Source organism: Mariprofundus micogutta (assembly GCF_001895085.1).
GTDB lineage: Bacteria > Pseudomonadota > Zetaproteobacteria > Mariprofundales > Mariprofundaceae > Mariprofundus > Mariprofundus micogutta.
This window is the reverse complement of record NZ_BDFD01000002.1, coordinates 36014-57714: the sequence shown is the minus strand read 5'-3', so window position 1 is coordinate 57714 and position 21701 is coordinate 36014. Positions and strand designations below refer to the sequence as shown.

The window sequence follows — 21701 nt, the reverse complement described above, 5'->3', positions numbered from 1 at the left end:
GGCTCAACGTTGGCAAACGATCACAAGACATCTTCACGCTTCAAGCAATACCGGGATAAAAAGTGCCCATGCCATCTACTAAGTCGGAGGCTGGGATTCCCGAGTACAAATCACTACTATTGCCTGTGCGTTGGTGATTGTCGTGTGATGCAGGAAAACACGGAGCTCACTGCATACCGATGCGACTCTATAGACCAAAGGCGGTTTGGCAAGAAATATGCACGAAAACGGCATCTTAACGGTAGACCAAAATGAAGATGGGAGCCGCCTGGATCGCGTGCTGATCCGCCATCTTGGGACTTCACGGCGCTCGCTAATTCTGCGTCTTATTCGCAAAGGCAATGTGCGGGTAAACAAAAAACGCATGAAGCCGCAGTCCCATGTTGCATGCGGTGATAGCATTTATTTGCCAGCCAGTTTGCGTGAACCTGAACAACAGTTGGACAAAACATCAGTACCGACATCACTGCTCAGGAAAGCTGAAGCGGTTCATATTCTCTTTGAAGACGAGTGGCTATTGGCAGTCAATAAACCAGCAGGATTAGTGGTGCACGGTGGTTCCGGGCATGATGCCGGGTTGATTGAAGCCTTAAAAGAGCAGCGTGGTCTTTCTGATCTCAGGCTTGCTCACAGGCTGGACAGGGATACCTCAGGTGTATTGCTGATGGCCAAGAATCTCGAAGCATTGAGAAAACTCACTGAATCATTTCGTCAGCGCGATATGCAAAAAACCTATTTTGCTCTGATTGCAGGACATCCGTTTGCACATGCTGGGCAAATGCGTTCCAAACTAGCTAAGGGGATAGTGCGTGGCGGTGAGCGCATGGTGATTGACAGTGAGGAGGGCAAGGAGTCGGTCACTGATTACCAGATGATGATCGAGTATGAACGAAATGGCTTCGATTACGCAATGGTCGCACTGAAACCTCACAGTGGTCGTACACATCAGCTGCGCGTACAACTGCAAAATGAAGGTCATCCAATTCTTGGCGATGGAAAGTATGCGGAAAAAATCCAACTGTCCGCCTATAAATCTATCGGAGGTAAAGGTCTGATGCTGCATGCATGGCGGTTGCGTTTTCTACACCCGATTTCTGGAAAGTCGCTTGAACTCAAAGCCTCATGGCCGGATAGCTGGAACCGTCTTCTTTGCCATAATTAATGAATATTCCGGGTTAAATTTTCGATGCAATAATTATTTGCGATGGGATAGCAAAAGCACTGCTGATGTGTTGGTAATCTATTCGCCATTGTTTGTCAGAAAGATAATTCAACAGATTTATAGGCCTGCACCCTCCGACCAGGCTCGGCCGAAGCCTGTGAATGTAGCCCCAAGTCCGTGTTAGCATTTTTGAGAATATAGTTTGGCCATGTGTCAGGCTCAAAAGACATAAGTGTCCGTCCTGTTTAAGTAGTCGATGGGCCTCGTTCAAGAGTGTTTTAATATCCTCAGGCGAGAGTAAATCCAGCACATAGTTTGAAACAAAGTGATCGATCGATTGTGTTTCGAGATCGAAATGAAATGAACCAGTCGTTTGTTCGATGTTGGCCCGGTTTTTAAAAGGTGAAAGCTTCTGTCGGGCAAGGTTTACCATGGTGGAGCTGATATCAATGCCCAGATACGAGGCCGTCTCAGGCAGGTATTGTATTAGTAGCTCTTCAGCAAAAGATCCCGTACCACAGCCAAATTCAAGTATGGCATCTGATGTGTCGAATGCACCTTCTCCAAGTAATGTTCTTATTGCAGGGCCTTCATAAAACTTCTGCCAATCCTGTTTGCTGCCGAATTGATCGTAGAATGCCTTGATTTCTTCTCCGGACAGGAAATGTCGGTTCATCTTATTCTTGCTGTCCTTTCAGCCACAATGCATATTAACATATAACCGCCTGTTCAGTGAAACTGATTGCAATGCTTAAAATGAACACTTAACTATTGTAGACCAGCCGTAGCTGATTTTCATGTAGCATCTATCAAACGCATGTGGTCACTCGAAGCAGTGAAAGTATGGATTACCAGACAGATTCAGGTGGAGCAGTAGTAGATAGAAAAGTGAGACTGAACAAATTCAGGTAAGTTCAGACTTATCAAAACGATATAATATCGGGACGACCGAGGTAAAAATTGGCAGAGTGCGCTTGTTCGGTTTGAAGGCATCAGCAGCGGGGAGGCCGCTTGCATTGATCGAACATCATGATGATTGGAGGTGCCCCATTGGCCAGAACAAACTTTAGGTTTGAGAAGCGACAGAAAGAGATTGCGAAACAGAAGAAGGCTGAAGAAAAACGTCTGCGTAAGCTGGGCTTGCTGGATGAGAAAGCGGAAGATAAACCTGAGGCTGAGAAGCCTGTGTCTGAAGCCGATAAGCTGTCGAAATGGTTGTCTGAATAAAGTTTCCGACTCTTGAATTAGAAATAAAAAAGGCTGGCAGATAATTCTGCCAGCCTTTTTTTGAGACTCGACAATCGAATCAGTGAGCTTGCTGGATGCCTGCCAGATACCAGGTCGGATCTTCCGACTTGGGTGCATGCTGAAAAATCCAGACTTCATTTACTTCAGCCGTCTGATCTTCAACCGTAGCCCCGGTATGATCCAGTGTATGTTCGCGCAGCATAGCCGTGTAGTTAACAGCGACCCATTCCAGATCGGATTCTATCCAGCTGTCTGCTATATCAGCATTGAGCGTAGCCACTTCAGTGCGATTCTCACTGTTTGGATTCATGTCGCGGGCAATACGATCAGCAATTTCAGGTGTGCAGAATTGACGGATATCTTCGATATCACCTGAATCCCATGCTTTCTGCATGCGCACATAAATATCTTTGGCAGCAGAAATAAAATGTTTCTCATCGATTTCCGGACGCAGGGCGGTACCGACAGGTTCACGGGGCGCTTCGTCAAACACTTCTTCCTCTGTCGAATCAAAATTCTGCGCATAGTCCTGCATTGAGGATGATGGTTGGCCACCGGCATAAGAGGTTTGCTGAGCCGGTGCTCGTCTGCGCAGAAACATAAACAGCAGTGCAAGCGCGCCACCGATCAGGACGATGTCGAACAGGTTGATACCTTCAAATGCGCCACCGAAGAACATGGCGCCTAACAGGCCACCAAGTGCAAGACCACCAAGCATTCCCATCATACCGCCGCGTGCACTGCCACGTTGTCCAGCTGCTGCTGGCTTCTGTGGAGTCGCTTTTTGTTGAGAAAGGCTGTTTGATTTTGGCTGGCTCATGCGCTGTTTACCGAAACTTGAACCCATGCCGAAGCGTTTGGCTTCTGCCAGATCCACACCTGAAATCATGATGCCGAACATGGCAATCATTGCCACTGTAATCAGTTTTTTCATTTGTTCTCCTCTTCATTATATGCGATCTGCGCCAAATGAGCTTTAAAGATTGCCTTGCGCAGGCCACGATCCTTGATATTCATGACATCCTTGGCAAGTGCCCGTTTTTGCCTGAATGAAACGCGTTTAGGTTTTGCTTTCGGGGCTTTAGCTTTAATGCCTGCTCCGGGTTGAACTCGCGAGCGGATTTTGTGCAGATTTCTGATACCTGCATGTTTAAAGCAGGCTTCACGAATCTGATCGCGCAGAAAACGGATCTGTTGCGACATGATTGAATGATCGACAGCAACCCACAGGCAGATTCCATTGCCATCCAGATGTTCGAGTTGAACGGGCTCAGTGCGTGTTGCCATCATGGGTCCGACAATATCTGGCCAGGCACGACGCAGACGTGAAATGCCGATCAGCTCACCGAGCGCTTCTTCCCCGAGAATTTCTGATAGATTGTTGTGTACGCTCGACAGTTGGGAACGGGATCGTTTGTTTTTAAAATTCAAAATGGAAGTTTTTTGCCACCGAGGATATGCGTGTGAATGTGGAATACTTCCTGTCCACCACCTTCGCGCACATTGATGACGACGCGGTAGCCTGCATCCAGATGCAGTTCTTTATCGGCGATATGGCGGACACGGTCCATCATCAGACCGAGCAGGGCAACGTCTTGTTCAGTCGCATCTGCAAGGGTCGGCAGGTGGAACTTGGGGATCACCAGCACATGGGTGGGTGCTTTGGGGTGGATGTCGTGAAAGGCGAGGAAGTCTTCGTCTTCGTAGACCTTGTTGCAGGGGGTATCCCCGTTGGCAATTTTACAAAACAGGCAGTCACTCATGATTCTATCCTTGGTTTGAGAGTATTCACTGAAATGCTAACAATGGTCGCCTGATAATCAATCTGTCGGCTTCTTTCACGAATTTGGCCAGACTAACCATCATCTGAGCGCACACACCGCTCAATCTGCTCCGCATTGTTCGGTACAAGGCGGATGCTATCTGTGTTGTATTAATGACTTGCTATCCTGATTCAAAATAATTTATCGGCAGGTTTATTGACCGCACTTAATACATGTCTCTGCTCTTTTTTGCCTAATTCGATGGCCTCAAGCAGTGCCTCTTTCAGACCGGAAAGCGTAGTCATATCTTCAATTCCCATGCATCTGGAAGCGATTTCCTGAATAGCGCAATGCAGGCTTTCAGTGCGCCAGCGGCTTTCAAACCCATCACAGTCGAATTGACCATCATGCAGGAATTCTGTTGCCAGGCCTTCAGCCGATTCGAATTCGATGTCACTCATCATCAAAACATCGTGTTCATACGAATAGGCATCTATATTATTGGATCTGGCAAGGTGTTCATACAAGAGGGGGATAGATATCTCTCCACGGATCATAAAATGATCCAGATCGAGAACGCATTGTGGTTTGTGAACAATCCCCTTGAATGAGAAAGAGATAGAGTATGTCAGCGTATTCTTCATGAGGCAGAAGATTGCCGTGTACTTGTGAAAAAGAACACAGTTTTACAACTAACGCCGGTAACGTAATACCTGACCACGGGGCATCGGTTTGTCCAGATATTCGATGTTTTCCGGTCTGCTCTGATGATGCGAGAAGCCACGCTTCAACATCAACTTACTAAAATGTGCATGTTTGCCTCGGCCGGGGTCGACAATGATGACTTCACAATGCTGTTTGGCATGCTGGTTAATAAACTCGGACAGCTGTTCGGCATGCTCCTGCTCATATAAGATATCCGATCCAATGATCAGGTCGAATTGCCCCAAGTCTGTAACTTCATCTGCCCACCCTGTGCGTACGAATGGAATATCGGAAGCTTTGTTAAGCTCTGAATTCTCTTGCAGGAAAGCCCCTGCTTCCGGGTGGTAATCCGTGGCTGTGATGTCGGCATCACGTTGGTTCAGCACATGGCTGGAAAGGGCAATGCCGCAGCCCACTTCAAGAACACGTTTACCTTTGATATCAAAGTCAGCCATTAAATGCGCAAGCACTTCACCCGAAGGCCAGACAATGCCGAATAGCGGCCATGTTGCAGATGAAATGCCAAGCGCTTCAGCTTTGCCTTCATCATCAGAAAATTCCTGGTTGTCGCGCAGGGTGCGCAGGTGGATATCCACATCACCGAATTCAATGGTTTGATAGCGTACGCGTAGAGAAGACATGATACCTGCCTGGTCGATAGTTTCGACGATTGTTTCAACCATGCGCAGCATGCGTGACTCAACTGATTCACTACGTGGGACGGCCATTGTACAGATAAACACTGTTTTAGACTAATGCGTTGCGAGTTTATCCATCAGTTTGCTATTTAAAGAGCATTCAATTGAAGTGTTGAAGATTTATGATTCCCAGCAACATGAGGCCGTCAAAAAAAAGAGCGAATGCTAGTGCAGTCAGTATCAGAGCAAGCAGGCGCATGATGTAGATATAAATGGTCCCGTTCAAAAATGATTTGGACTTGCCAACCAGCATCGCCAATACGACTTTGGATCCAACCAGCAGAGTGTAAAAGCTGGCTATAAATGCTACCGCTGAGTCTATATTTTGCTCCATCGCCTTGCTCATGATTGAAGCTCCCACTGTAAACCAGAACAGATAGGGATAAGGGCTTAGTGCATTGACCAGTATGCCTTTAAGCAATGATTTCGGTGGTGTTTTTTGAATCGTTTGAGGCACATCTTTTGCGCGAACACTCTCGTAGCTCATTAATAAAACAAAGATACCACCTGAGATGGAAATTAGACCTAACAGATTTTTAAAGTCGGATAACTGTGCTGAAATAAACAGAGTCAGAATGATGATTGGCAGGTCTGATATGACAGGTGCCAGCGCAACTCTAATACCTGACTTAACATCATGTTGGAGGGTTTCAGAGATCACCAGGGTCAGCAGTGGTCCGGGAGCAAAGCCAGCAGTTAAACCCAATGTGCAACCGATGATCAGAAAATCAATCATTTACTGTGTTTGTTTATCGCCAGAGAGGGAAGTATTCTCTATTGGCATGTAATGCTGTTGTTTCTAAACCTTTTCTCGAGAAAGAAAAAACCAAAGGGGAGTACAGATGTAATAAAGGCAAAGTTCCAGATGGATTTAGACCACTCTTGCTGACGGCTAACAATCTCCAACATTGGCAGATAGGCCATCCAGAGAACACCATGAAATGGCCCTGCAATGGCCACGAGATCGTTGTCGAAGAAATATTTTGCCGGCATGGCGATAAAGAGCAGGCCGATGAATGATAGCCCTTCGATGAAACTCAGAATTCTGAATGTTTGTAACATGGCACAGAACTGTAATGCCCGCACTGGAATTGTCTAACGACCTCTGCCGCGCAGGAGGAAAAACTGATCAGCGGCACATGCAGCGACATCAGCACTCAGTGATACTGACAGCGAGTCCGCCTAACGATGTTTCCTTGTATTTATGGGACATCTCCAGTCCGGTTTGACGCATGGCCTCGATGCAACTGTCCAGAGGCATAAAATGTTCACCGCTGCCCCGAAGCGCCAGAGAAGCGGCGGTAAATGCTTTAATGGCACCAAAACCATTGCGTTCAATACAAGGCACCTGTACCAGTCCATGTACCGGGTCACAGGTCATGCCCAGATGGTGTTCAAGCGCGATTTCTGCGGCATGTTCCACCTGTTCGGGAGTGCCTCCGCGAACAGCACATAAACCTGCTGCGGCCATAGCTGCTGCAGAACCCACTTCACCCTGACAACCCACTTCGGCACCGGAAATTGAGCTTCTGTGCTTGATTAATCCGCCAATTGCACTGGCAGTGAGCAGAAACTCCTGAACCTGATCGAGCCTGCCATGTTCATGTTTAACAACATAATAGAGCACAGCAGGGATCACACCGGCAGCGCCATTGGTTGGTGCGGTCACGACCATATGACCGGCTGCATTTTCTTCGTTCACGGCCATGGCATAGGCACACAGCCAATCATGAATATTTGCATGTTCCGGTTGCCGTGTTAAATCTTCATAAAGCGCTTTCGCCCGTCGCATTATGCCCAGCTTGCCGGGCAGGCTGCCCTCGGCCCGCAGTCCTTTCTCAATACAGCTTTTCATGGCATGCCAGATCTGTTCCATACCCTCCAGAAGAGCTTTTTCATGCCTGTGTTCCAGTTCGTTCATGCGCTTCATTTGTGAGATGGAAAGGCCACTTTCGTTTGCCATCTGCAGCATGGATTCAGCTGAATCAAACGGGTAATGGCACGATGTGTAGGCCTCCATTTTGAGTGGCGCCTGCAGTTGATTGATGTCTGCCCGCGTGGATATAAAACCACCACCGATTGAAAAATAGGTTTCAGCATAAATCTGTCTGTGATGCTGACCGATCAGCTCAAAGATCAGCCCATTAGGATGCTCGGGCAGGGGTTCGCCTTTATCAAAAATAATATGCTTATCCGGATCAAAAGAGACAGTGGAAAGCTTGTCTATTGGAACGCAATGCATGTTCCAAATCCGTTGAATCAGATTCGCAACGTCTACTCCAGCGAGATCGGGGGGCAGATAGCCATGCAATCCCAGAGTCACTGCATGATCTGTGGCGTGGCCCTTGCCGGTATAAGCCAGGGAACCTTTCAGCGTGCAGCGGATTGATGCCGCGTTTAAATCCGCTTGCGATATATTCAGGCCTTTTATCCGTGTTATGAAGTCCCGGGCTGCAACCATCGGGCCGAGCGTATGTGAACTCGATGGACCTATGCCGACCTTGAACAGGTCCAGTACGCTGATAAACATCAGGCGCTTTTACCGGTTCCGTGAACATGCCGTATCATCTGATGATCTACCGGGGGCGGCTGATTGCTGTGCATCCGGTGAGGCATGAGCAGAGATTTATGCAGTTGTCAGGGTTTCGCATGTTTCATCCTCTGAATCCGTTTTCTTATCTTTTGTATCTGCAGGCTAACCTGTCAAAGCGACAGATTAAACGTAGTGGTTCTGTTGGTATGGTATCGGAATTGTTCCGGATAAGTGCAGCCTTGAACCGCAACCGGGTAAGATTCGATTGATCTTGCTCACGACGGATGCTGCGTGAATTTTGTTTATTTACCCACGAAAGTCTGTAGCTCCTTTGCGAATCCCAGACCGGCTTCTGTATAGATATTAAAGGTATGGTCGACACCCACAGCCTTCAAGGCATCTTCTTCATCCCTGAATGTTGTCGTGGCAGCGATACTACCCTGATATCCCATCTCTTTAAGTCGCAATGCAGCATCCATATTGGCTTTATGGGACGGTAAAGTAAGCAATACCCACTCCAGATCATCGAGCAATCCGGGTGCGCGGGCCCAGAAATCGGGATTGGTCGCATCACCCCTGACGACATTTCTCCCCTCTGTGGCCTGTTTAAGTGCCTTATCCTGCTCAATCTCTACGCCGATCAGACTGGCGGCGTAATTAGGAGTTAATACATTGTAGGCAGCAGTACCCATCCGCCCCATGCCGAACACCACCACCTTGATATGCGTCAGGTTCAGGTTCTCTTCACCGGCAAGGCGCTCAGAGCGTTCGAAGCGTTTAAGGGAGGGACGCCACACCTGATACAGCTTATCCCGGACATTCACCAACGGTGCTGAAACAATGAATGAGATTGACATCATGACAGCAAAAACAGCCAGCCACTCTTTAGGTAGCCATCCCGATGAGACAGCAATCGCGCCGACAATCAGGCCGAACTCACTATAGTTTGCGAGATTGAGTGAAATGCGCAATGAGGTGCTGGATCTGAGGCGGAACAGATTGAACAGTCCGAAATAGGTCGCTGTTTTCAGTGGCAGGATCAGAATGAACAACAACGCAATGAGCACTTCGTTCCAGCCCGGCAGGCTGGTCATGCCTACACTGAGGAAGAAGCCGACCAGAAACAGCTCCTTGAGGCCCAGCAGGGCCTCCGACAGCTCACCAGCCTTGGCGTGATTGGCAAGCAGCATGCCGAATACCAGTGCTCCGACATCGGCCTTGATGCCGACCAGTTCAAAGATATCCGCGCCGACCAGCGCCAGTGCAATTCCGAACAGAATAAGCAGCTCACCATGTCCGACTCTGTCGAGTATCCTGTAGATCAGGAATCGCAGTGGGATCAGCCCAACCAGTGCCAGTGCCCATGGCGTAGGTAACTTGCCCATTGAGGCAGCAATAAACACCACTGCTGCAATGTCCTGTACCACCAACAGGCCAATCGCAATCTGCCCGTGCCTGGCGTTTGCTGCCCCCATTTCATCGAGTATTTTAACCGCAAATACGGTACTGGAGAAAGTGACGGCAAAACCGATGAGCAGGGCTGTTGCCAAATCGACACCGGAAATAAGCGGCAAGGCGGTATAGGAGAGCAGCACGATAATCGTGGCGACCAGAAGCGTGGTGATGCCCATATGCAGGCTTGCAACACCCCATACCTCGGGCTTGATTAATGACTTTATCTTGAGTTTGAGGCCAATAGAGAAGAGAAGCAGGGTGATGCCGAGATCAGCCATGATATTGAGGAAATCACCACCCTCCACCCCCAGAGCATTGAGCAGAAATCCTGCTGCCAGGAAGCCAACCATCGGCGGCAGACCTACACGGCTGATCACCAGTCCGCACAGGAAAGCGGTAGCTATCCAGAGCGGGTCACTGTAATGAATGGAGAGAAGTTGCGGTTCCATAATCTACCTTGGGCTCTTTGGTTTCAGCTGCAAGCTTTAGGCTGGAACAAACTTACCATAAGTGTCCCGATCCATATCGATGATTTCGACCGTCACGACTGAGACCTGAAGGTTCAGCGGGGCAAGTCCTGCGAGAACCACCTCGGAAAGCTGCTTTTTGTTGTCATCATCCCGGCCCGATTTGATGCGCGCCTGAATATGGATATAGGGATCGCTTCCGCCTGCATTGGTGAAGTGTTTGAAAGGGTAGGCGCGTGCTTTAATCTGATTGGCCTTGAACAGGCCACTGTCTGCAATGGACCTATGAATCGTCTGCAAAACAGCGTCCACTGACTGGTCATCAACGTTCGCTTCCGGGTATTCAACAATAATATGTGGCATTTATTCTTCCCCAATTCAGGTTCTTATAAAGTATACGATTTCCTTATTTCTCTTTTCTTGCATTAAATGTTTCTAAAAGGAATAAGGCCATAGTGCCAGATAAATTTACTGCTAATTCAGCGTGTCTTGGCGCAGGTTTAATGTTTCCTTTACCTTTTCCATGTGCATCACCAAGCTTATTTCTTAAAGAGCCCAGACCATTAACAATGCCGGAGCAACCTCCCAATATTTGTTTGAAAATATCCTCAGTATGTTGGGAAGGCGATAGATTTAGTTCACGTGCTGTTTTCTTGTACAGATCGGGCAGTTCTATTTTATTTGAATCGTACTCAATACCTGTTTCATCAAGTATGTGCTTGCATACACTCTCAAGGATTGTTCTTGATATAGTAATAGCTCCCTCTGGGTCAGAGGGCTTTCGTTCCAGCGCTTTTTGCCAAGCATGATGAATTCCTGCCTGATCAAACTTCCCAAGAACTTCACTAATAGTTTTTTCAGCAGGGAAAATCTGGTTTGATTCACAGAAATCGAGCAATGGATTCATTTCATCCCAAATGAACGCTCTTCTCTCTGCATATGTTCCAAATTTATGCTTTATGAACTGCCAGAACTGTCCGGTATTTCTATTTGTTCTTATACAATTTGGTAATAAACCCTTTGTTACAGGATTATCTAAAAAGTATTTTCGTAATTGAATATAGTCTTGTTCCGTTCCACCACAGCCATCTTGAGTGGCATGGCCTATCAGGGTGTTCGTTAAGAAATCAGCTCTTTCATAGTCACTTTTCAAATACTCTAAATTATTCATTGGGTTCCGAGATTATGCCTTGCTAAACCCATTTGAAAATAGCCGTAGCCTACTTGCGCGAAGCTTTTTCTTCGTGGCCGGAAACACCGAAACGGCGAGCCAGCTCATTGAGAACATCGTCAGGCGAGAGGTCTTTCTGGGCTAACATCACCATGGAGTGGAACCAGAGATCAGCGGTTTCGTAGATGATCTGGTCGCGGTCGCCATTCTTGGCGGCGATGATGGTTTCCACCGCTTCCTCACCGATTTTTTCGAGCATCTTGTCCGGTTTGGCATACAGGGAAGCCACATAGGATGAATCGGCCGACTCGGATTTTCTCGCTTCCAGCACCGCCGCCAGTTCTTTAAGTACATCACTCATGTCATTGGCTCCTCAATGGTGGTCCATTCTCCATCCATGTGCTGTTTATAAAAGCAGGACTCACGGTTGGTGTGGCAAGCTGGTCCGGTCTGCTCGATTTTCAGCAGTAGCGTATCGCCGTCACAGTCCAGGTACATCTCTATCACTTTCTGCACATGGCCGGATGATTCGCCTTTTTTCCACTGCTTCTGGCGTGAGCGGGAATAGTAGTGGGCGAAGCCTGTAGACAAGGTATGCTCAAAAGCTTCCTGATTCATCCATGCCATCATCAGTACACGACCAGTGGCTGCATCCTGTGCGATAGCAGGAACCAGTCCGGCATCGTTGAAGGTGATGGCGTCTAATAGACTCATGCAGTCAGTTTCGCGAGCGCACGCCCGGCAGCAGCGATGGTGTTTTCCACATCTTCATCTGTATGGGCGGCAGACATAAATGCTGCTTCGTACTGGGAAGGGGCCAGATACACACCTTCATCCAGCATAGCATTGAAAAACTTACCGAAAAAAGCCAGATCACAATGATTGCTCACATCAGAGCAGCAGGTGACTGCATCCAGTTCTGTGAAGAAGACCGTAAACATGGCACCTACCTGATTGGCGACAGCAGGCACACCGGCAGCTTTGCAGCCCTCAAGCAGTCCTTCGACCAGACGTGTAGTTTTGCGCTCCAGTTCTTCATAGAAACCGTCTGCACGCAGGCGGCTCAATGTCTCAAGGCCAGCACGCATGGCCAGCGGATTGCCGGACAGGGTGCCAGCCTGATAGACAGGACCATCGGGTGAAATCTTGCGCATAATCTCTTCACGACCGCCGTAGGCACCGACAGGCAGACCACCACCGATGATTTTACCCAGACAGGTCAGATCAGGTTTGATTCCAAAACGCTCCTGCGCGCCACCGGCCCCAACACGGAAGCCACACATCACTTCATCAAACACGAGCAGAGCACCTTCGGCATCACAAATGTCACGCAGTGCCTGAAGGAAACCACCCGACATCAGATCCATCACACCTGTATTGCCGGGTACAGGTTCAACGATGATGCAGGCGATTTCACCTTTATTTTCAGCAAACAGGGTTTTGATTGCTTCGATGTCGTTAAACGGGGCAGTAAGCGTCAATTTTGCGTAATCAGCTGGCACGCCGGCGGAATCGGGTTCACCGAATGTAGCGGCACCGGATCCGGCTTTGACGAGGAAACCATCTGCATGACCATGATAGCCGCCATCAAATTTGATGAACTTGTCTCGACCGGTAAAACCGCGTGCCAGACGCAGCGCACTCATGGTGGCTTCCGAACCGGAATTTACAAAGCGGACTACATCAATGGATGGCACCATATCGATCACGAGCTGAGCCAGATCAATTTCCAGTTCGCATGGTGCGCCGAAGCTCATGCCGAGAGCAGCAGTTTCCTGAACGCCTTTCACCACATCAGGGTGGGTGTGGCCTAGAATCATCGGACCCCATGAACCGACATAATCAATATACTGGTTGTTGTCGACATCCCAAACATAGGCACCGGAGGCTTTTGCAAAAAAACGTGGTGTGCCGCCTACCGATTTAAATGCCCGAACAGGTGAATTTACACCACCGGGGATCAGTTTTTTGGCTTTTTCAAAATCATTCTGGGACTGGGTAATTTCTGACATGCTATATCCTTGCATAAAAAAGTGTCGCGACGTTAGGAATCAGGCGCCTTAATGTCAACGGAACAACTATTGACGGATTCTCTTACGGGTGGCGCTTCTGCATGAGAATAGCGCAATCATCGTACTTGCCAAGCCTCATCTGTTTTATAAGACCCATTAGCAATAGACGGCACTGTTCTTGCTGACATTATTTCTTATGACTGCAGTACATAAGAATCCCGACAGCAATGATCTGAAAAAACGTTTGGCTGCGATGGTCGAGACAATGCCTGCATTTCCGGAAAGTGTGCATCAGGTGATGACGATGTCGGCTGATATTAATTGCAGTCCCAAAGATCTGGTTCGCGTCATTGAACGTGACCCGGTCATGACGATGAAAATTCTCAAGTTGGTAAATTCAGCATTTTTCGCATTGTCACGTCATGTTGCATCTGTTCAGCACGCATTGGTTTATCTGGGCATGAATACGGTGAAGAATCTAGCTGTGAGTATCGCAACTGTGGATACCCTGCCGCGACAGAGTATCCCTGAATTGCGCATGTCAGCTTTTTTGACCCATTCTCTGGCCACTGCGTCAGTGGCTCAGTATCTGGCGAAAGAAGTGCTCAAAATCAGGGATGCCTCAGATTTCTTTGTAGGAGGCTTGCTACATGATTTTGGTAAAGCGGTACTGGTACAGTTTGAACCGGCGACCTATGCCAGAGTCATCCAGCATGCCAGAGAGAAACAACTGGCTTTACCTGAGGTGGAGATTGAATTCCTGGGGCTGACCAGTGCAGAAGCAGGGGCGATGTTGGCAGAAAGCTGGCAGTTACCCGAAGAACTTGTGGATTGTATCCGTGGCCATGTTCACTGTAGCGATGATTCATCTGACCTGACTCTGGCTGTGGCTGCAGCCAATGTCGTGGTCAAAACCATGAAGCTGGGTGATAACGGAGATCCGTTTGCCGGCGATTTCAGTCCGCCGGTAAGAAACAGATTGAACTGTGAGGTTTCAGATGTGATCAGTAACCTGGAAAGCCTGGAAGATGAAGTGAGCAGTCTGTTGAATATGGTGAGAGCATAATGAAAGTACGTTTCTGGGGTGTGCGGGGCTCAATTGCTTCACCGGGGCCGACAACTGTCAGGTATGGCGGAAACACCACCTGTATTGAGATCCGTACTGATGATGGAGAGTTGATTATACTTGATGCAGGGACAGGTATTTTCCCTCTGTCACAGACGCTGCTTGCCGATGGTCCGGTGCGCGCCCATATATTTAATACGCATTCACACTGGGATCATATTCAGGGTTTACCATTTTTTATTCCGCTATTTATTCCCGGTAATCATGTCACGATCTATGGTGCATATGATCCGATCGGGCAGAATAGTATTGAAGAGATTTTATCAGCCCAGTTACAGTATCGCTTTTTTCCCATTCGGGAGTCAGAACTCAACGCTACGATCAATTACATCACGCTTCGAGAAGGTGAGACCGTGAACATTGGCGAAACGACTGTAACCCCTGTCATGATGAACCATCCGGTAGTGAATTTCGGCTACCGGATTGATAGCAATGGGAAATCGATGTTTTTCACCGGTGATCATGAGCCATTATATAATATTTATGACCCGGAAGATGATGAATTTGAAATGTATCAGTCACTGGCAGATCAGAAGAATGATTATATTATCGAGCAGATTCGCAACATTGACCTGTTAATTACCGATTCATCTTACACCGAAGAGGAATACCCGGCCAAGAAGGGGTGGGGGCATGGAACCTTTAACTCTTGCATGGCTCTGGCAGAGCAGGCGAAAGCAGGGCATGTGTTGCTTACCCATCATGAACCTACGCGTAGCGACGATGCGCTGGAGGCAGCATTTAAAGCCTCGATGCAAAAACGAAAATACAATGTTCCTGAAATTGATCTGGCCCGTGAGGGTTTGACCATCGAGTGGTAGTCCGGCAATGAATAAGAGTTTCTTATTGTTGTTAGATGAAGGCTGATATTTTTTTATCCTTTCGTTGGGCGTACCATCTCTGACAATGCTTGTATCGGTGAAACAGCATTGATTCCAATGGCAAAGCCTTCTTTTTTCAGCTAATCATCGACGTATGAACGGCTAACTGTTTTTACGCATGGCATGAAAATTGTACTTGGCATTGCACTCTGTTCTGCGCATGTTTAGTGCGTTAATACAGGGAGATGGTATGGTGGAAGAATTTGCGAATGATGAGGAGCGCACACTGTTTTTATTGGAGACACTTCTCAATAAAAACGAGTCACTGCAGCTACGTGATTCGGCCGCCACTTATCTTGGTCATCACGATTCTGACAAAGCACTGAAATCACTAATTGAATGCGCCTGTAACGACCATGAAGATGCCCGTTTATTAACAGCTTGCGGGGATGCCATTGCCGAAATTTGGGATCGCAATAAGAACTTTGATATCGATGTCGTGTTGGCTCAGGTCGCTATCCCTGCCCAGTTGGAAATTCGCGGTTGGATCAACAGTAAATAATCCTGTTATGAAACAGACCTAGATGGCCGGTAGTAGGGGGCGCATCAGGTAAACCACGGCTGTTACAACAAAAATCATTATCAAATTCAATCTGATTCCCGCCTTGACCATGGACTGCATCGGTACGTGTCCAGAGCCGAACACAATAGCATTGGGTGGTGTTGCAACCGGTAGCATAAATGCGCACGAGGCAGATAGAGTTGCCACCAGCAGTGTCGAAGTGATATCGAGTCCACTGGCAAGGCTTGCTGCTGCTAGAATGGGCAGCATGACCTGAGTCGTTGCAGTGTTACTGGTGATTTCAGTCAGAAAAATAATCACCAGTGCGATGCCCAGCATCATGAGCGGAAGTGGAACCTCCCTGAGGAATTCGAGTTGGCTGCCAATCCATGCTGAAAGCCCTGAGCCCTGCATGCCTGATGCCAGAGCAAAACCTCCACCGAGCAGAATAACAATGTCCCAGGGTAATCTTCGAAATGATTCACTGTTGAGGATGGTGCCACTGTTTTCACTACGGAAGAGGAATAACAGACTTGCCATAAATATTGCTACTGTACCGTCATCCACACCTTTATATGGCAACAGGCTTGCCCAGCCGGGAATAGTAAAGCTATCCGTGCTTATGCCTTTACGACTCATCCATAAGATGGCCGTCAGGGTAAGTATCCAGCCCACTGCTTTTTCATCAAAGCGTACCGGGCCAAGCTCTTTTAACGACTCTTTGAGTGCAGAGCCGTCGGATACCTGCCATGGTAATCTTGCCAATCCGGGGCCCAGTACTGCAAAAAGTACAAGCAGACCAATTACGACCATGGGGATGCCAACCATCATCCATTCCAGAAATGAAGGAGCCATGTCTGGGGCTGAAACCCGCAAGTTTTCCAGAAAGACCAGATTCGGTGCTGTACCGACCGGTGTACCCATGCCACCGATATTGGCTGAATAGGCAATAATAAGCAGAAAACTGGTTGCCATCGGCGCGATATTTTCCGCTTTGTGTTCTTCCATTAAACGCTGCAGTAGCGGCAGGGCAATGGTTACCATTAACATGGTCGTGGCTGTGTTGGAGATCCACATGGAAAGAAATGCCGTAGCCACTGAGAAGCCGATGGCAAGCTGAAGCGGGCTTGCGTGCAGGCGGGCCAGCATGTTCAGGGCAATGCGTTTATGCAAACCGGTATTTTCCATGGCCTGGGCAATAAGGAAGCCACCGATAAACAGGAAGATAATGCTGTTAAAATATCGCGGTGCAATCTCTTTACCGCTGGCTATGCCCATGAGCGGGAAAAAGATCAGTGGAATCAGTGCGGTCAGGGCCAGCGGTACACATTCAGTGATCCACCAAATTGCCATCCACAAAGCAACAGCAAGCATGGCAGGCGCTGCAGGGTGCTCTGGAATATCGACCAGAAACAGACAGAGTATTGCCGTGAATGGCCCCAGCATACGGGCCATATTTTTGTTGCTGATCATATCGATAGCACTTTAATAGCCGCCAGCCCAGCTATCTTTGTACGGCGTCTTTTGTGCAATTTCAGCAGCAGTTTTATTGGCGTCACGAACGCTGGCAAAGCCGGGGATACGGATACGGTACCACGTGTTGCCGTTAATGGTGATTTCTATCAACTCAGCCGCAAAACCGGCTGCATTCAATTCGGATAAATGTTCATCTGCATATTGTTTGTTCGTTAGCGATACCACATTCAATGCCCATGGAGGGCCGTGGCTGTCGTTATCAGGTTTCTGTGTTTTACTTACCACTGTAGCTGTGGAAGGTGCTTGCTCTTTATTTGCTCTGGCTTTTGCCTCTGGTATGTCTGCAGATGATATTTTTTCAGGCACAGCGACATGCTGAGGTGCAGGCCGGTTTTTCTGCTCGACCGGTTTATCCATTGATGAACTGAGTTGATGATTGATTGTGGCAAGCCCGGTTGCAGCAGGTGGGCTGTTTGTGTGAGATGGTGCTAAAAGTGTATAGAGAACTCCGGCAGCCAGTAGAAACAGAATAATAACAGGAAGCATGAAGCCACTACTTTTCTCTTCTGTGAAGGGCGGGGCTGGCAGCTCGGGTTCACTTAACTCATTGAGCAGATCACCGAGAAGGTTGGCATCGTCATGCTTCAGTGTTTGACCATTTTCAGGGAGACCGTCTGTGCCATATTCATCATAGGCTTGAGGTATAAAACCTTCATCAGCATCCTGCTTTATGAAATTGTCGCTGGCCATGATTTGATTCCTTCAGTCTGCGTGATTCATTATAGCAGTGAGTGTTTCACGCTTCTTGATTGTTGTCCAATGGCAATGATTTGGCGGTATAGTATGATGCTGTTATCTATCCGGAATCAGCTCTCCAGAATGAATGTGACAGGGCCGTCATTGGTCAGGGTGATCTGCATATCTGCAGCAAAGATGCCACTCATTGTACGAAGCGGAGCTTCAGAAACAGTATCAATAAACATGGAGAACAGCCGCTTGCTTTCATCAGGGGCTGCAGCAGTTGAAAAACCAGCACGGCTTCCTTTTTTTGTGTCGGCGGCAACAGTGAAATTGGGTACCAGTAACAGTTCACCGTTGATATCGGAAATACTCAGATTCATGCGCCCATCGCTATCGGGGAAGATGCGATAACCAAGCAATCTTTCAGACATACGTTTGATCGAAGTCTCGTTGTCGCCTTTTTCAATGCCGATCAGAGCCACAATGCCCTTGCCGATTTTTTTCGGATTCGTGGCGGGGGTCACAAGCATAGCGCTGCTGACTCGTTGTATAATGGCACGCATGAAATCTCCTTGTCAGCACCCACTGCAACTATCAACACATTGCCGCAGCGCAGGGTGCTATAATGAGGTTCAGGAGATGATATGAGATTTAAGCTGCTAATTCCCGTTTTATTCCTGATCTGTCTGTTCTGGCTGAAGCCGCTTCAGGCTGCTGAACATGCTGTAGTCCTGCTTTACCACCATGTGGGTGAAGATACGCCTGCTATTACCAGTGTGACGCCGGACCGATTTGCCGAGCATCTGAATTATCTGCATAAGCATGGTTTTCATATTCTGCCTCTGGATGAGCTAACCAGGAAGCTGGCAAACAGGCAGCCTCTGCCTGAGAAGAGTATTGCTATTACATTTGATGATGGTTATCGCTCCGTTTTGGAACATGCCGTGCCATTATTGAAAAAACGGAACTGGCCGTTTGCTGTATTTGTGAATCCGCAGGCAATAGATCACAGGTTTGGCGCATATATGAACTGGGATGAATTGCGCCAGGTTAAACGTGCAGGCGGGGCTATTGTTAATCATACAATGAGGCACGATCATCTGGTTCGGCATTTATTCGGAGAGAGCGATTCTGCCTGGCGAGAGAGAGTGAAAGCGGATATCAGTAAAGCACAGCAACGCATCGAGACTGAAACTGGAGCGGCTCCCAGATTGTTTGCCTACCCCTATGGTGAGTTCGACCCGGCACTGAAAAAACTACTGCAAGACATGGGTTATACAGCTTTTGCCCAGCAGTCCGGTGCTGTAGGTTATTTATCAGACCCGCAGGCCTTACCGCGTTTTCCTGTGATGGGAACTTATGCCGTCAAAGAGCTGTTTCAACAACGTGTGAACAGCAGGCCGCTACCGCTAACAGTCCTGACTGGTGATGAAAATGTTCTGCCTGCAGATCAAAGGAGGCCTGTCCTGGCTCTGCAACTCGGTAATGGTGATTTTGATAAACATGCCCTGAATTGCTATCTGGCTGGAAAACCGATGCATATAAACTGGCTGGACCGGGAAAAAGACATATTTGAAATTCAAGCTGACCAGCCACTTGCTGCCGGTCGCAGCAAATATACCTGTACCGTGCAGGCAAAGGATAATCATCATTCTTATTACTGGTACAGTCATCTATGGATGCTGCCCTATAGCGATGGAAGTTGGCCAAAGGAGTGAAGTGCTCATCGAATTGACTCGCTAAATTTCCGCACAGCATTTAAATTACACTGATGGCTGACACTAACCGTAAAACGATCTATGCGTGGGCGCTCTATGATTGGGCAAATTCGGCCTATACCACGACTGTGATGGCTGGCTTTTTTCCTGTGTTTTTTAAACAGTACTGGGCAAATGATCTGACTGCCAATGAGTCCACTTTCTGGCTTGGCGTGGCCAACGCTGTTGCAGGTCTGGTGATTGCGCTGGTAGCCCCTGTTTTAGGCGCAATGGCCGACCAGGGTGGCTTGAAGAAGCAGATGATGCTCTCTTTCACATCACTTGCCGTGGTGATGACTGCAGCCCTGTTTCTGGTTAATGAGGGGCAGTGGCTTATGGCAGTGCTGGTCTATCTCTTCGGTGCCATCGCATTTTCCGGTGCCAATGTCTTTTACGATGCTCTGATTGTTGATGTCGCAGAGCAACATGAACTGGATCGGGTATCTGCACTGGGTTATGCGCTTGGTTATATCGGTGGCGGAATCCTGTTTGCCGTTAATGTCGTGATGACCCTGCATCCAGACTGGTTCTTGCTTGCCGACAAGGTAGAAGCGGTACGCTGGTCATTCCTGACTGTGGCCATCTGGTGGGCTCTGTTTACGATTCCGGTAGCGTTATTTGTTCAGGAGGCTGGAGAAACAGGACGCAAGGGTTTGCTGGCATCAGCAAAAGCAGGTTTTCACCAGCTTGGTGATACCCTTCATCATCTTCGATCGCTCAGGCAGGTTTGGTTATTTCTGATTGCCTACTTCCTCTATATCGATGGTGTAAACACAGTGGCGCATATGGCTGTTGATTATGGGCTGTCACTTGAATTTAACTCCGATGTACTGATTGCCGCGCTTCTGATGACTCAATTTATTGCGTTTCCAGCTGCGCTTGCTGCAGGTTGGTTGGGCGGCAAGTTTGGCGCCAAGCGGGTAATTATTGTCAGTATCTGTATTTATGCGCTGGCCTGCATCTGGAGTTCGACCATGCAGAATGAGAATGACTTTTACTGGCTGGCCGCGGCTATCGGGCTGGTGATGGGTGGTATACAGGCACTGTCTCGTTCGATGTATGCTCGCTTGATTCCCAAAGGTCAGGCTGCGGAATTTTTTGGCTTTTTCAATATGCTGGGCAAGTTTGCTACGGTGTTCGGGCCGCTGTTGATGGGGGTGGCAAGTGTCTTGTCGGGCAGTGCCCGTTTCTCGATTCTGGTGATTGTTGTCCTGTTTGCAGCCGGTGCTATCGTACTCTACTATGTAGATGAAAAGGGTCAGAAACCGGAGGTGTAATCATGACGACAGTGGTGCTGGTAATTTTTGGAGTCATTTTCTTTCTGATTTTTTATATCGTGATGGTCTACAACCGGCTGGTGAAATTGAAAAATCGCTTCAAAAATGCCTTTGCCCAGATTGATGTGCAGCTCAAGCGCCGCTATGACCTGATTCCAAATCTGGTGGAAACAGCCAAAGCCTATCTCAAACATGAACATGAGACTTTGCAGGAGGTGATCGAAGCTCGCAATCAGGCGCTTGCAGCCATGCAAGGGGCTGAGCGCAACCCCGGTGATGCATCTGCCATGAAATCACTGGCCGGTGCAGAGGCAGCACTCGGAGGCGCACTGCTGAATCTTAATGCGGTGATGGAAAATTATCCTGACCTGAAAGCCGACCAAACCATGATGCAGCTCTCCGAGGAGCTGACTTCGACGGAAAACAAGGTCTCTTTCGCGCGTCAGGCTTATAATGATGAAGTGATGCTTTATAATACACAGCGCGAAACCTTCCCTGATGTGATGCTGGCCCCGATGTTCGGTTTCATGGATGCAGGCCTGTGGCATATCGAATCAAAGGAAGAGAAACAGGCTCCGAAAGTCAGTTTCCAATAGTTCACCGCAGAGGACGCAGAGTTTCGCAGAGGAAAACCGGAAACAGAAATAGCCGGAGGTTGAATCAGGCTGACTGTTTTCGTTGTTCTCCGGATGTGACCAATCAAGGCAGGAGGAGCGTAATTTGGTAC

General features: G+C 48.2%; 26 protein-coding genes. 8 read left to right on the top strand and 18 right to left on the bottom strand.

Annotation, left to right across the window (positions count from 1 at the left end; all coding sequences use genetic code 11):
* Positions 1-217: 217 nt before the first annotated feature.
* Entirely contained in the window at positions 218-1162 is a 945-nt protein-coding gene (locus tag MMIC_RS01510) for an RluA family pseudouridine synthase (RefSeq protein ID WP_072658559.1), read from the top strand.
* Positions 1163-1175: 13 nt separating this feature from the next.
* Here the strand turns inward: MMIC_RS01510 and MMIC_RS01505 are convergent, their stop codons facing one another.
* Positions 1176-1838, bottom strand: a complete 663-nt coding sequence (locus MMIC_RS01505; protein WP_072658558.1) for a class I SAM-dependent methyltransferase — start codon at positions 1836-1838, stop codon at positions 1176-1178.
* A gap of 374 nt (positions 1839-2212) precedes the next feature.
* On the opposite strand from MMIC_RS01505, the gene MMIC_RS12660 reads away from it, so the two are divergent.
* Positions 2213-2389, top strand: a complete 177-nt coding sequence (locus MMIC_RS12660; protein WP_171966429.1) for a hypothetical protein — start codon at positions 2213-2215, stop codon at positions 2387-2389.
* Between the two features lie 79 nt (positions 2390-2468).
* On the opposite strand, the gene MMIC_RS01495 is transcribed toward MMIC_RS12660, so the two are convergent.
* From MMIC_RS01495 to hemL, 14 genes are all read right to left on the bottom strand, one after another.
* Positions 2469-3344 (bottom strand): Tim44 domain-containing protein, encoded by an 876-nt coding sequence (locus MMIC_RS01495; RefSeq protein ID WP_072658556.1) that lies wholly within the window; start codon positions 3342-3344, stop codon positions 2469-2471.
* Positions 3341-3841, bottom strand: a complete 501-nt coding sequence (locus MMIC_RS01490; RefSeq protein WP_072658555.1) for a DciA family protein — start codon at positions 3839-3841, stop codon at positions 3341-3343. The genes MMIC_RS01495 and MMIC_RS01490 overlap by 4 nt, the downstream gene beginning before the upstream one ends.
* Positions 3838-4173: a histidine triad nucleotide-binding protein gene (locus MMIC_RS01485; RefSeq protein ID WP_072658554.1), complete on the bottom strand. Its 336-nt coding sequence runs from the start codon at positions 4171-4173 to the stop codon at positions 3838-3840. Before MMIC_RS01485 ends, MMIC_RS01490 begins: the two co-directional genes overlap by 4 nt.
* Before the next feature lie 191 nt (positions 4174-4364).
* Entirely contained in the window at positions 4365-4817 is a 453-nt protein-coding gene (locus MMIC_RS01480) for a hypothetical protein (RefSeq protein ID WP_143144837.1), read from the bottom strand.
* Positions 4818-4865: 48 nt separating this feature from the next.
* Positions 4866-5519: a class I SAM-dependent methyltransferase gene (locus MMIC_RS01475; protein WP_072658704.1), complete on the bottom strand. Its 654-nt coding sequence runs from the start codon at positions 5517-5519 to the stop codon at positions 4866-4868.
* A 157-nt stretch (positions 5520-5676) separates the two neighbouring features.
* A complete protein-coding gene (locus tag MMIC_RS01470; protein ID WP_072658552.1) occupies positions 5677-6312 on the bottom strand; it encodes a LysE family translocator in 636 nt (211 codons plus the stop codon).
* A 38-nt stretch (positions 6313-6350) separates the two neighbouring features.
* Positions 6351-6638: a DUF3817 domain-containing protein gene (locus MMIC_RS01465; RefSeq protein ID WP_072658551.1), complete on the bottom strand. Its 288-nt coding sequence runs from the start codon at positions 6636-6638 to the stop codon at positions 6351-6353.
* A gap of 88 nt (positions 6639-6726) precedes the next feature.
* Entirely contained in the window at positions 6727-8106 is a 1380-nt protein-coding gene (locus MMIC_RS01460; protein WP_072658550.1) for an L-serine ammonia-lyase, read from the bottom strand.
* Positions 8107-8411: 305 nt separating this feature from the next.
* A complete protein-coding gene (locus MMIC_RS01450; protein WP_072658548.1) occupies positions 8412-10013 on the bottom strand; it encodes a cation:proton antiporter domain-containing protein in 1602 nt (533 codons plus the stop codon).
* Positions 10014-10049: 36 nt separating this feature from the next.
* Positions 10050-10394, bottom strand: a complete 345-nt coding sequence (locus MMIC_RS01445; RefSeq protein ID WP_072658547.1) for a 5-carboxymethyl-2-hydroxymuconate Delta-isomerase — start codon at positions 10392-10394, stop codon at positions 10050-10052.
* Positions 10395-10437: 43 nt separating this feature from the next.
* Positions 10438-11202 carry an abortive infection family protein gene (locus MMIC_RS01440; protein WP_072658546.1) on the bottom strand — a complete coding sequence of 255 codons (765 nt, stop codon included), beginning with the start codon at positions 11200-11202 and terminating at the stop codon, positions 10438-10440.
* Positions 11203-11251: 49 nt separating this feature from the next.
* The gene (locus MMIC_RS01435) at positions 11252-11563 is read right to left on the bottom strand and encodes a phosphoribosyl-ATP diphosphatase (protein WP_072658545.1); all 312 of its coding nucleotides are present in this window, start codon (positions 11561-11563) and stop codon (positions 11252-11254) included.
* On the bottom strand, positions 11560-11916 hold the full coding sequence (gene hisI / locus MMIC_RS01430; protein WP_072658544.1) for a phosphoribosyl-AMP cyclohydrolase: 357 nt from the start codon (positions 11914-11916) through the stop codon (positions 11560-11562). Before hisI ends, MMIC_RS01435 begins: the two co-directional genes overlap by 4 nt.
* Positions 11913-13205 (bottom strand): glutamate-1-semialdehyde 2,1-aminomutase, encoded by a 1293-nt coding sequence (gene hemL / locus MMIC_RS01425; RefSeq protein WP_072658703.1) that lies wholly within the window; start codon positions 13203-13205, stop codon positions 11913-11915. Before hemL ends, hisI begins: the two co-directional genes overlap by 4 nt.
* A 205-nt stretch (positions 13206-13410) precedes the next feature.
* Here hemL and MMIC_RS01420 point away from each other — a divergent pair, with 205 nt between their 5' ends.
* The 3 genes from MMIC_RS01420 to MMIC_RS01410 all read left to right on the top strand — a co-directional run bounded on the left by MMIC_RS01420 (position 13411) and on the right by MMIC_RS01410 (position 15723).
* Positions 13411-14280 carry an HDOD domain-containing protein gene (locus MMIC_RS01420; RefSeq protein WP_072658543.1) on the top strand — a complete coding sequence of 290 codons (870 nt, stop codon included), beginning with the start codon at positions 13411-13413 and terminating at the stop codon, positions 14278-14280.
* Positions 14280-15161 (top strand): MBL fold metallo-hydrolase, encoded by an 882-nt coding sequence (locus MMIC_RS01415; protein ID WP_072658542.1) that lies wholly within the window; start codon positions 14280-14282, stop codon positions 15159-15161. The genes MMIC_RS01420 and MMIC_RS01415 overlap by 1 nt, the downstream gene beginning before the upstream one ends.
* A gap of 250 nt (positions 15162-15411) precedes the next feature.
* Positions 15412-15723 (top strand): hypothetical protein, encoded by a 312-nt coding sequence (locus MMIC_RS01410; RefSeq protein ID WP_072658541.1) that lies wholly within the window; start codon positions 15412-15414, stop codon positions 15721-15723.
* 18 nt (positions 15724-15741) lie between these two features.
* Here MMIC_RS01410 and MMIC_RS01405 read toward each other — a convergent pair whose 3' ends face one another.
* The 3 genes from MMIC_RS01405 to dtd form a co-directional block, all read right to left on the bottom strand.
* Positions 15742-17196, bottom strand: a complete 1455-nt coding sequence (locus MMIC_RS01405) for an SLC13 family permease (protein ID WP_072658540.1) — start codon at positions 17194-17196, stop codon at positions 15742-15744.
* 12 nt (positions 17197-17208) lie between these two features.
* Positions 17209-17949 carry an SPOR domain-containing protein gene (locus MMIC_RS01400; RefSeq protein ID WP_072658539.1) on the bottom strand — a complete coding sequence of 247 codons (741 nt, stop codon included), beginning with the start codon at positions 17947-17949 and terminating at the stop codon, positions 17209-17211.
* Positions 17950-18065: 116 nt separating this feature from the next.
* Entirely contained in the window at positions 18066-18503 is a 438-nt protein-coding gene (dtd, locus tag MMIC_RS01395) for a D-aminoacyl-tRNA deacylase (RefSeq protein ID WP_072658538.1), read from the bottom strand.
* An 81-nt stretch (positions 18504-18584) separates the two neighbouring features.
* Here dtd and MMIC_RS01390 point away from each other — a divergent pair, with 81 nt between their 5' ends.
* The 3 genes from MMIC_RS01390 to MMIC_RS01380 are packed head-to-tail and all read left to right on the top strand — an operon-like array spanning position 18585 to position 21570.
* Positions 18585-19658: a polysaccharide deacetylase family protein gene (locus MMIC_RS01390; RefSeq protein WP_083530380.1), complete on the top strand. Its 1074-nt coding sequence runs from the start codon at positions 18585-18587 to the stop codon at positions 19656-19658.
* A 53-nt stretch (positions 19659-19711) separates the two neighbouring features.
* The gene (locus MMIC_RS01385) at positions 19712-20974 is read left to right on the top strand and encodes an MFS transporter (protein WP_072658537.1); all 1263 of its coding nucleotides are present in this window, start codon (positions 19712-19714) and stop codon (positions 20972-20974) included.
* Positions 20975-20976: 2 nt separating this feature from the next.
* Positions 20977-21570, top strand: a complete 594-nt coding sequence (locus MMIC_RS01380) for a LemA family protein (protein WP_072658536.1) — start codon at positions 20977-20979, stop codon at positions 21568-21570.
* Positions 21571-21701 lie beyond the last annotated feature (131 nt).

Excerpts from the sequence above, each read along its gene's own strand:
- MMIC_RS01510 (WP_072658559.1), top strand. The coding sequence starts at position 218 with ATGCACGAAAACGGCATCTTAACGGTAGACCAAAATGAAGATGGGAGC.
- MMIC_RS01505 (WP_072658558.1), bottom strand. The coding sequence starts at position 1,838 with ATGAACCGACATTTCCTGTCCGGAGAAGAAATCAAGGCATTCTACGAT.
- MMIC_RS01495 (WP_072658556.1), bottom strand. The coding sequence starts at position 3,344 with ATGAAAAAACTGATTACAGTGGCAATGATTGCCATGTTCGGCATCATG.
- MMIC_RS01485 (WP_072658554.1), bottom strand. The coding sequence starts at position 4,173 with ATGAGTGACTGCCTGTTTTGTAAAATTGCCAACGGGGATACCCCCTGC.
- MMIC_RS01480 (WP_143144837.1), bottom strand. The coding sequence starts at position 4,817 with ATGAAGAATACGCTGACATACTCTATCTCTTTCTCATTCAAGGGGATT.
- MMIC_RS01475 (WP_072658704.1), bottom strand. The coding sequence starts at position 5,519 with ATGTCTTCTCTACGCGTACGCTATCAAACCATTGAATTCGGTGATGTG.
- MMIC_RS01470 (WP_072658552.1), bottom strand. The coding sequence starts at position 6,312 with ATGATTGATTTTCTGATCATCGGTTGCACATTGGGTTTAACTGCTGGC.
- MMIC_RS01465 (WP_072658551.1), bottom strand. The coding sequence starts at position 6,638 with ATGTTACAAACATTCAGAATTCTGAGTTTCATCGAAGGGCTATCATTC.
- MMIC_RS01460 (WP_072658550.1), bottom strand. The coding sequence starts at position 8,106 with ATGTTTATCAGCGTACTGGACCTGTTCAAGGTCGGCATAGGTCCATCG.
- MMIC_RS01450 (WP_072658548.1), bottom strand. The coding sequence starts at position 10,013 with ATGGAACCGCAACTTCTCTCCATTCATTACAGTGACCCGCTCTGGATA.
- MMIC_RS01445 (WP_072658547.1), bottom strand. The coding sequence starts at position 10,394 with ATGCCACATATTATTGTTGAATACCCGGAAGCGAACGTTGATGACCAG.
- MMIC_RS01440 (WP_072658546.1), bottom strand. The coding sequence starts at position 11,202 with ATGAATAATTTAGAGTATTTGAAAAGTGACTATGAAAGAGCTGATTTC.
- MMIC_RS01435 (WP_072658545.1), bottom strand. The coding sequence starts at position 11,563 with ATGAGTGATGTACTTAAAGAACTGGCGGCGGTGCTGGAAGCGAGAAAA.
- hisI (WP_072658544.1), bottom strand. The coding sequence starts at position 11,916 with ATGAGTCTATTAGACGCCATCACCTTCAACGATGCCGGACTGGTTCCT.
- MMIC_RS01420 (WP_072658543.1), top strand. The coding sequence starts at position 13,411 with ATGACTGCAGTACATAAGAATCCCGACAGCAATGATCTGAAAAAACGT.
- MMIC_RS01415 (WP_072658542.1), top strand. The coding sequence starts at position 14,280 with ATGAAAGTACGTTTCTGGGGTGTGCGGGGCTCAATTGCTTCACCGGGG.
- MMIC_RS01410 (WP_072658541.1), top strand. The coding sequence starts at position 15,412 with ATGGTGGAAGAATTTGCGAATGATGAGGAGCGCACACTGTTTTTATTG.
- MMIC_RS01405 (WP_072658540.1), bottom strand. The coding sequence starts at position 17,196 with ATGATCAGCAACAAAAATATGGCCCGTATGCTGGGGCCATTCACGGCA.
- MMIC_RS01400 (WP_072658539.1), bottom strand. The coding sequence starts at position 17,949 with ATGGCCAGCGACAATTTCATAAAGCAGGATGCTGATGAAGGTTTTATA.
- dtd (WP_072658538.1), bottom strand. The coding sequence starts at position 18,503 with ATGCGTGCCATTATACAACGAGTCAGCAGCGCTATGCTTGTGACCCCC.
- MMIC_RS01390 (WP_083530380.1), top strand. The coding sequence starts at position 18,585 with ATGAGATTTAAGCTGCTAATTCCCGTTTTATTCCTGATCTGTCTGTTC.
- MMIC_RS01385 (WP_072658537.1), top strand. The coding sequence starts at position 19,712 with ATGGCTGACACTAACCGTAAAACGATCTATGCGTGGGCGCTCTATGAT.
- MMIC_RS01380 (WP_072658536.1), top strand. The coding sequence starts at position 20,977 with ATGACGACAGTGGTGCTGGTAATTTTTGGAGTCATTTTCTTTCTGATT.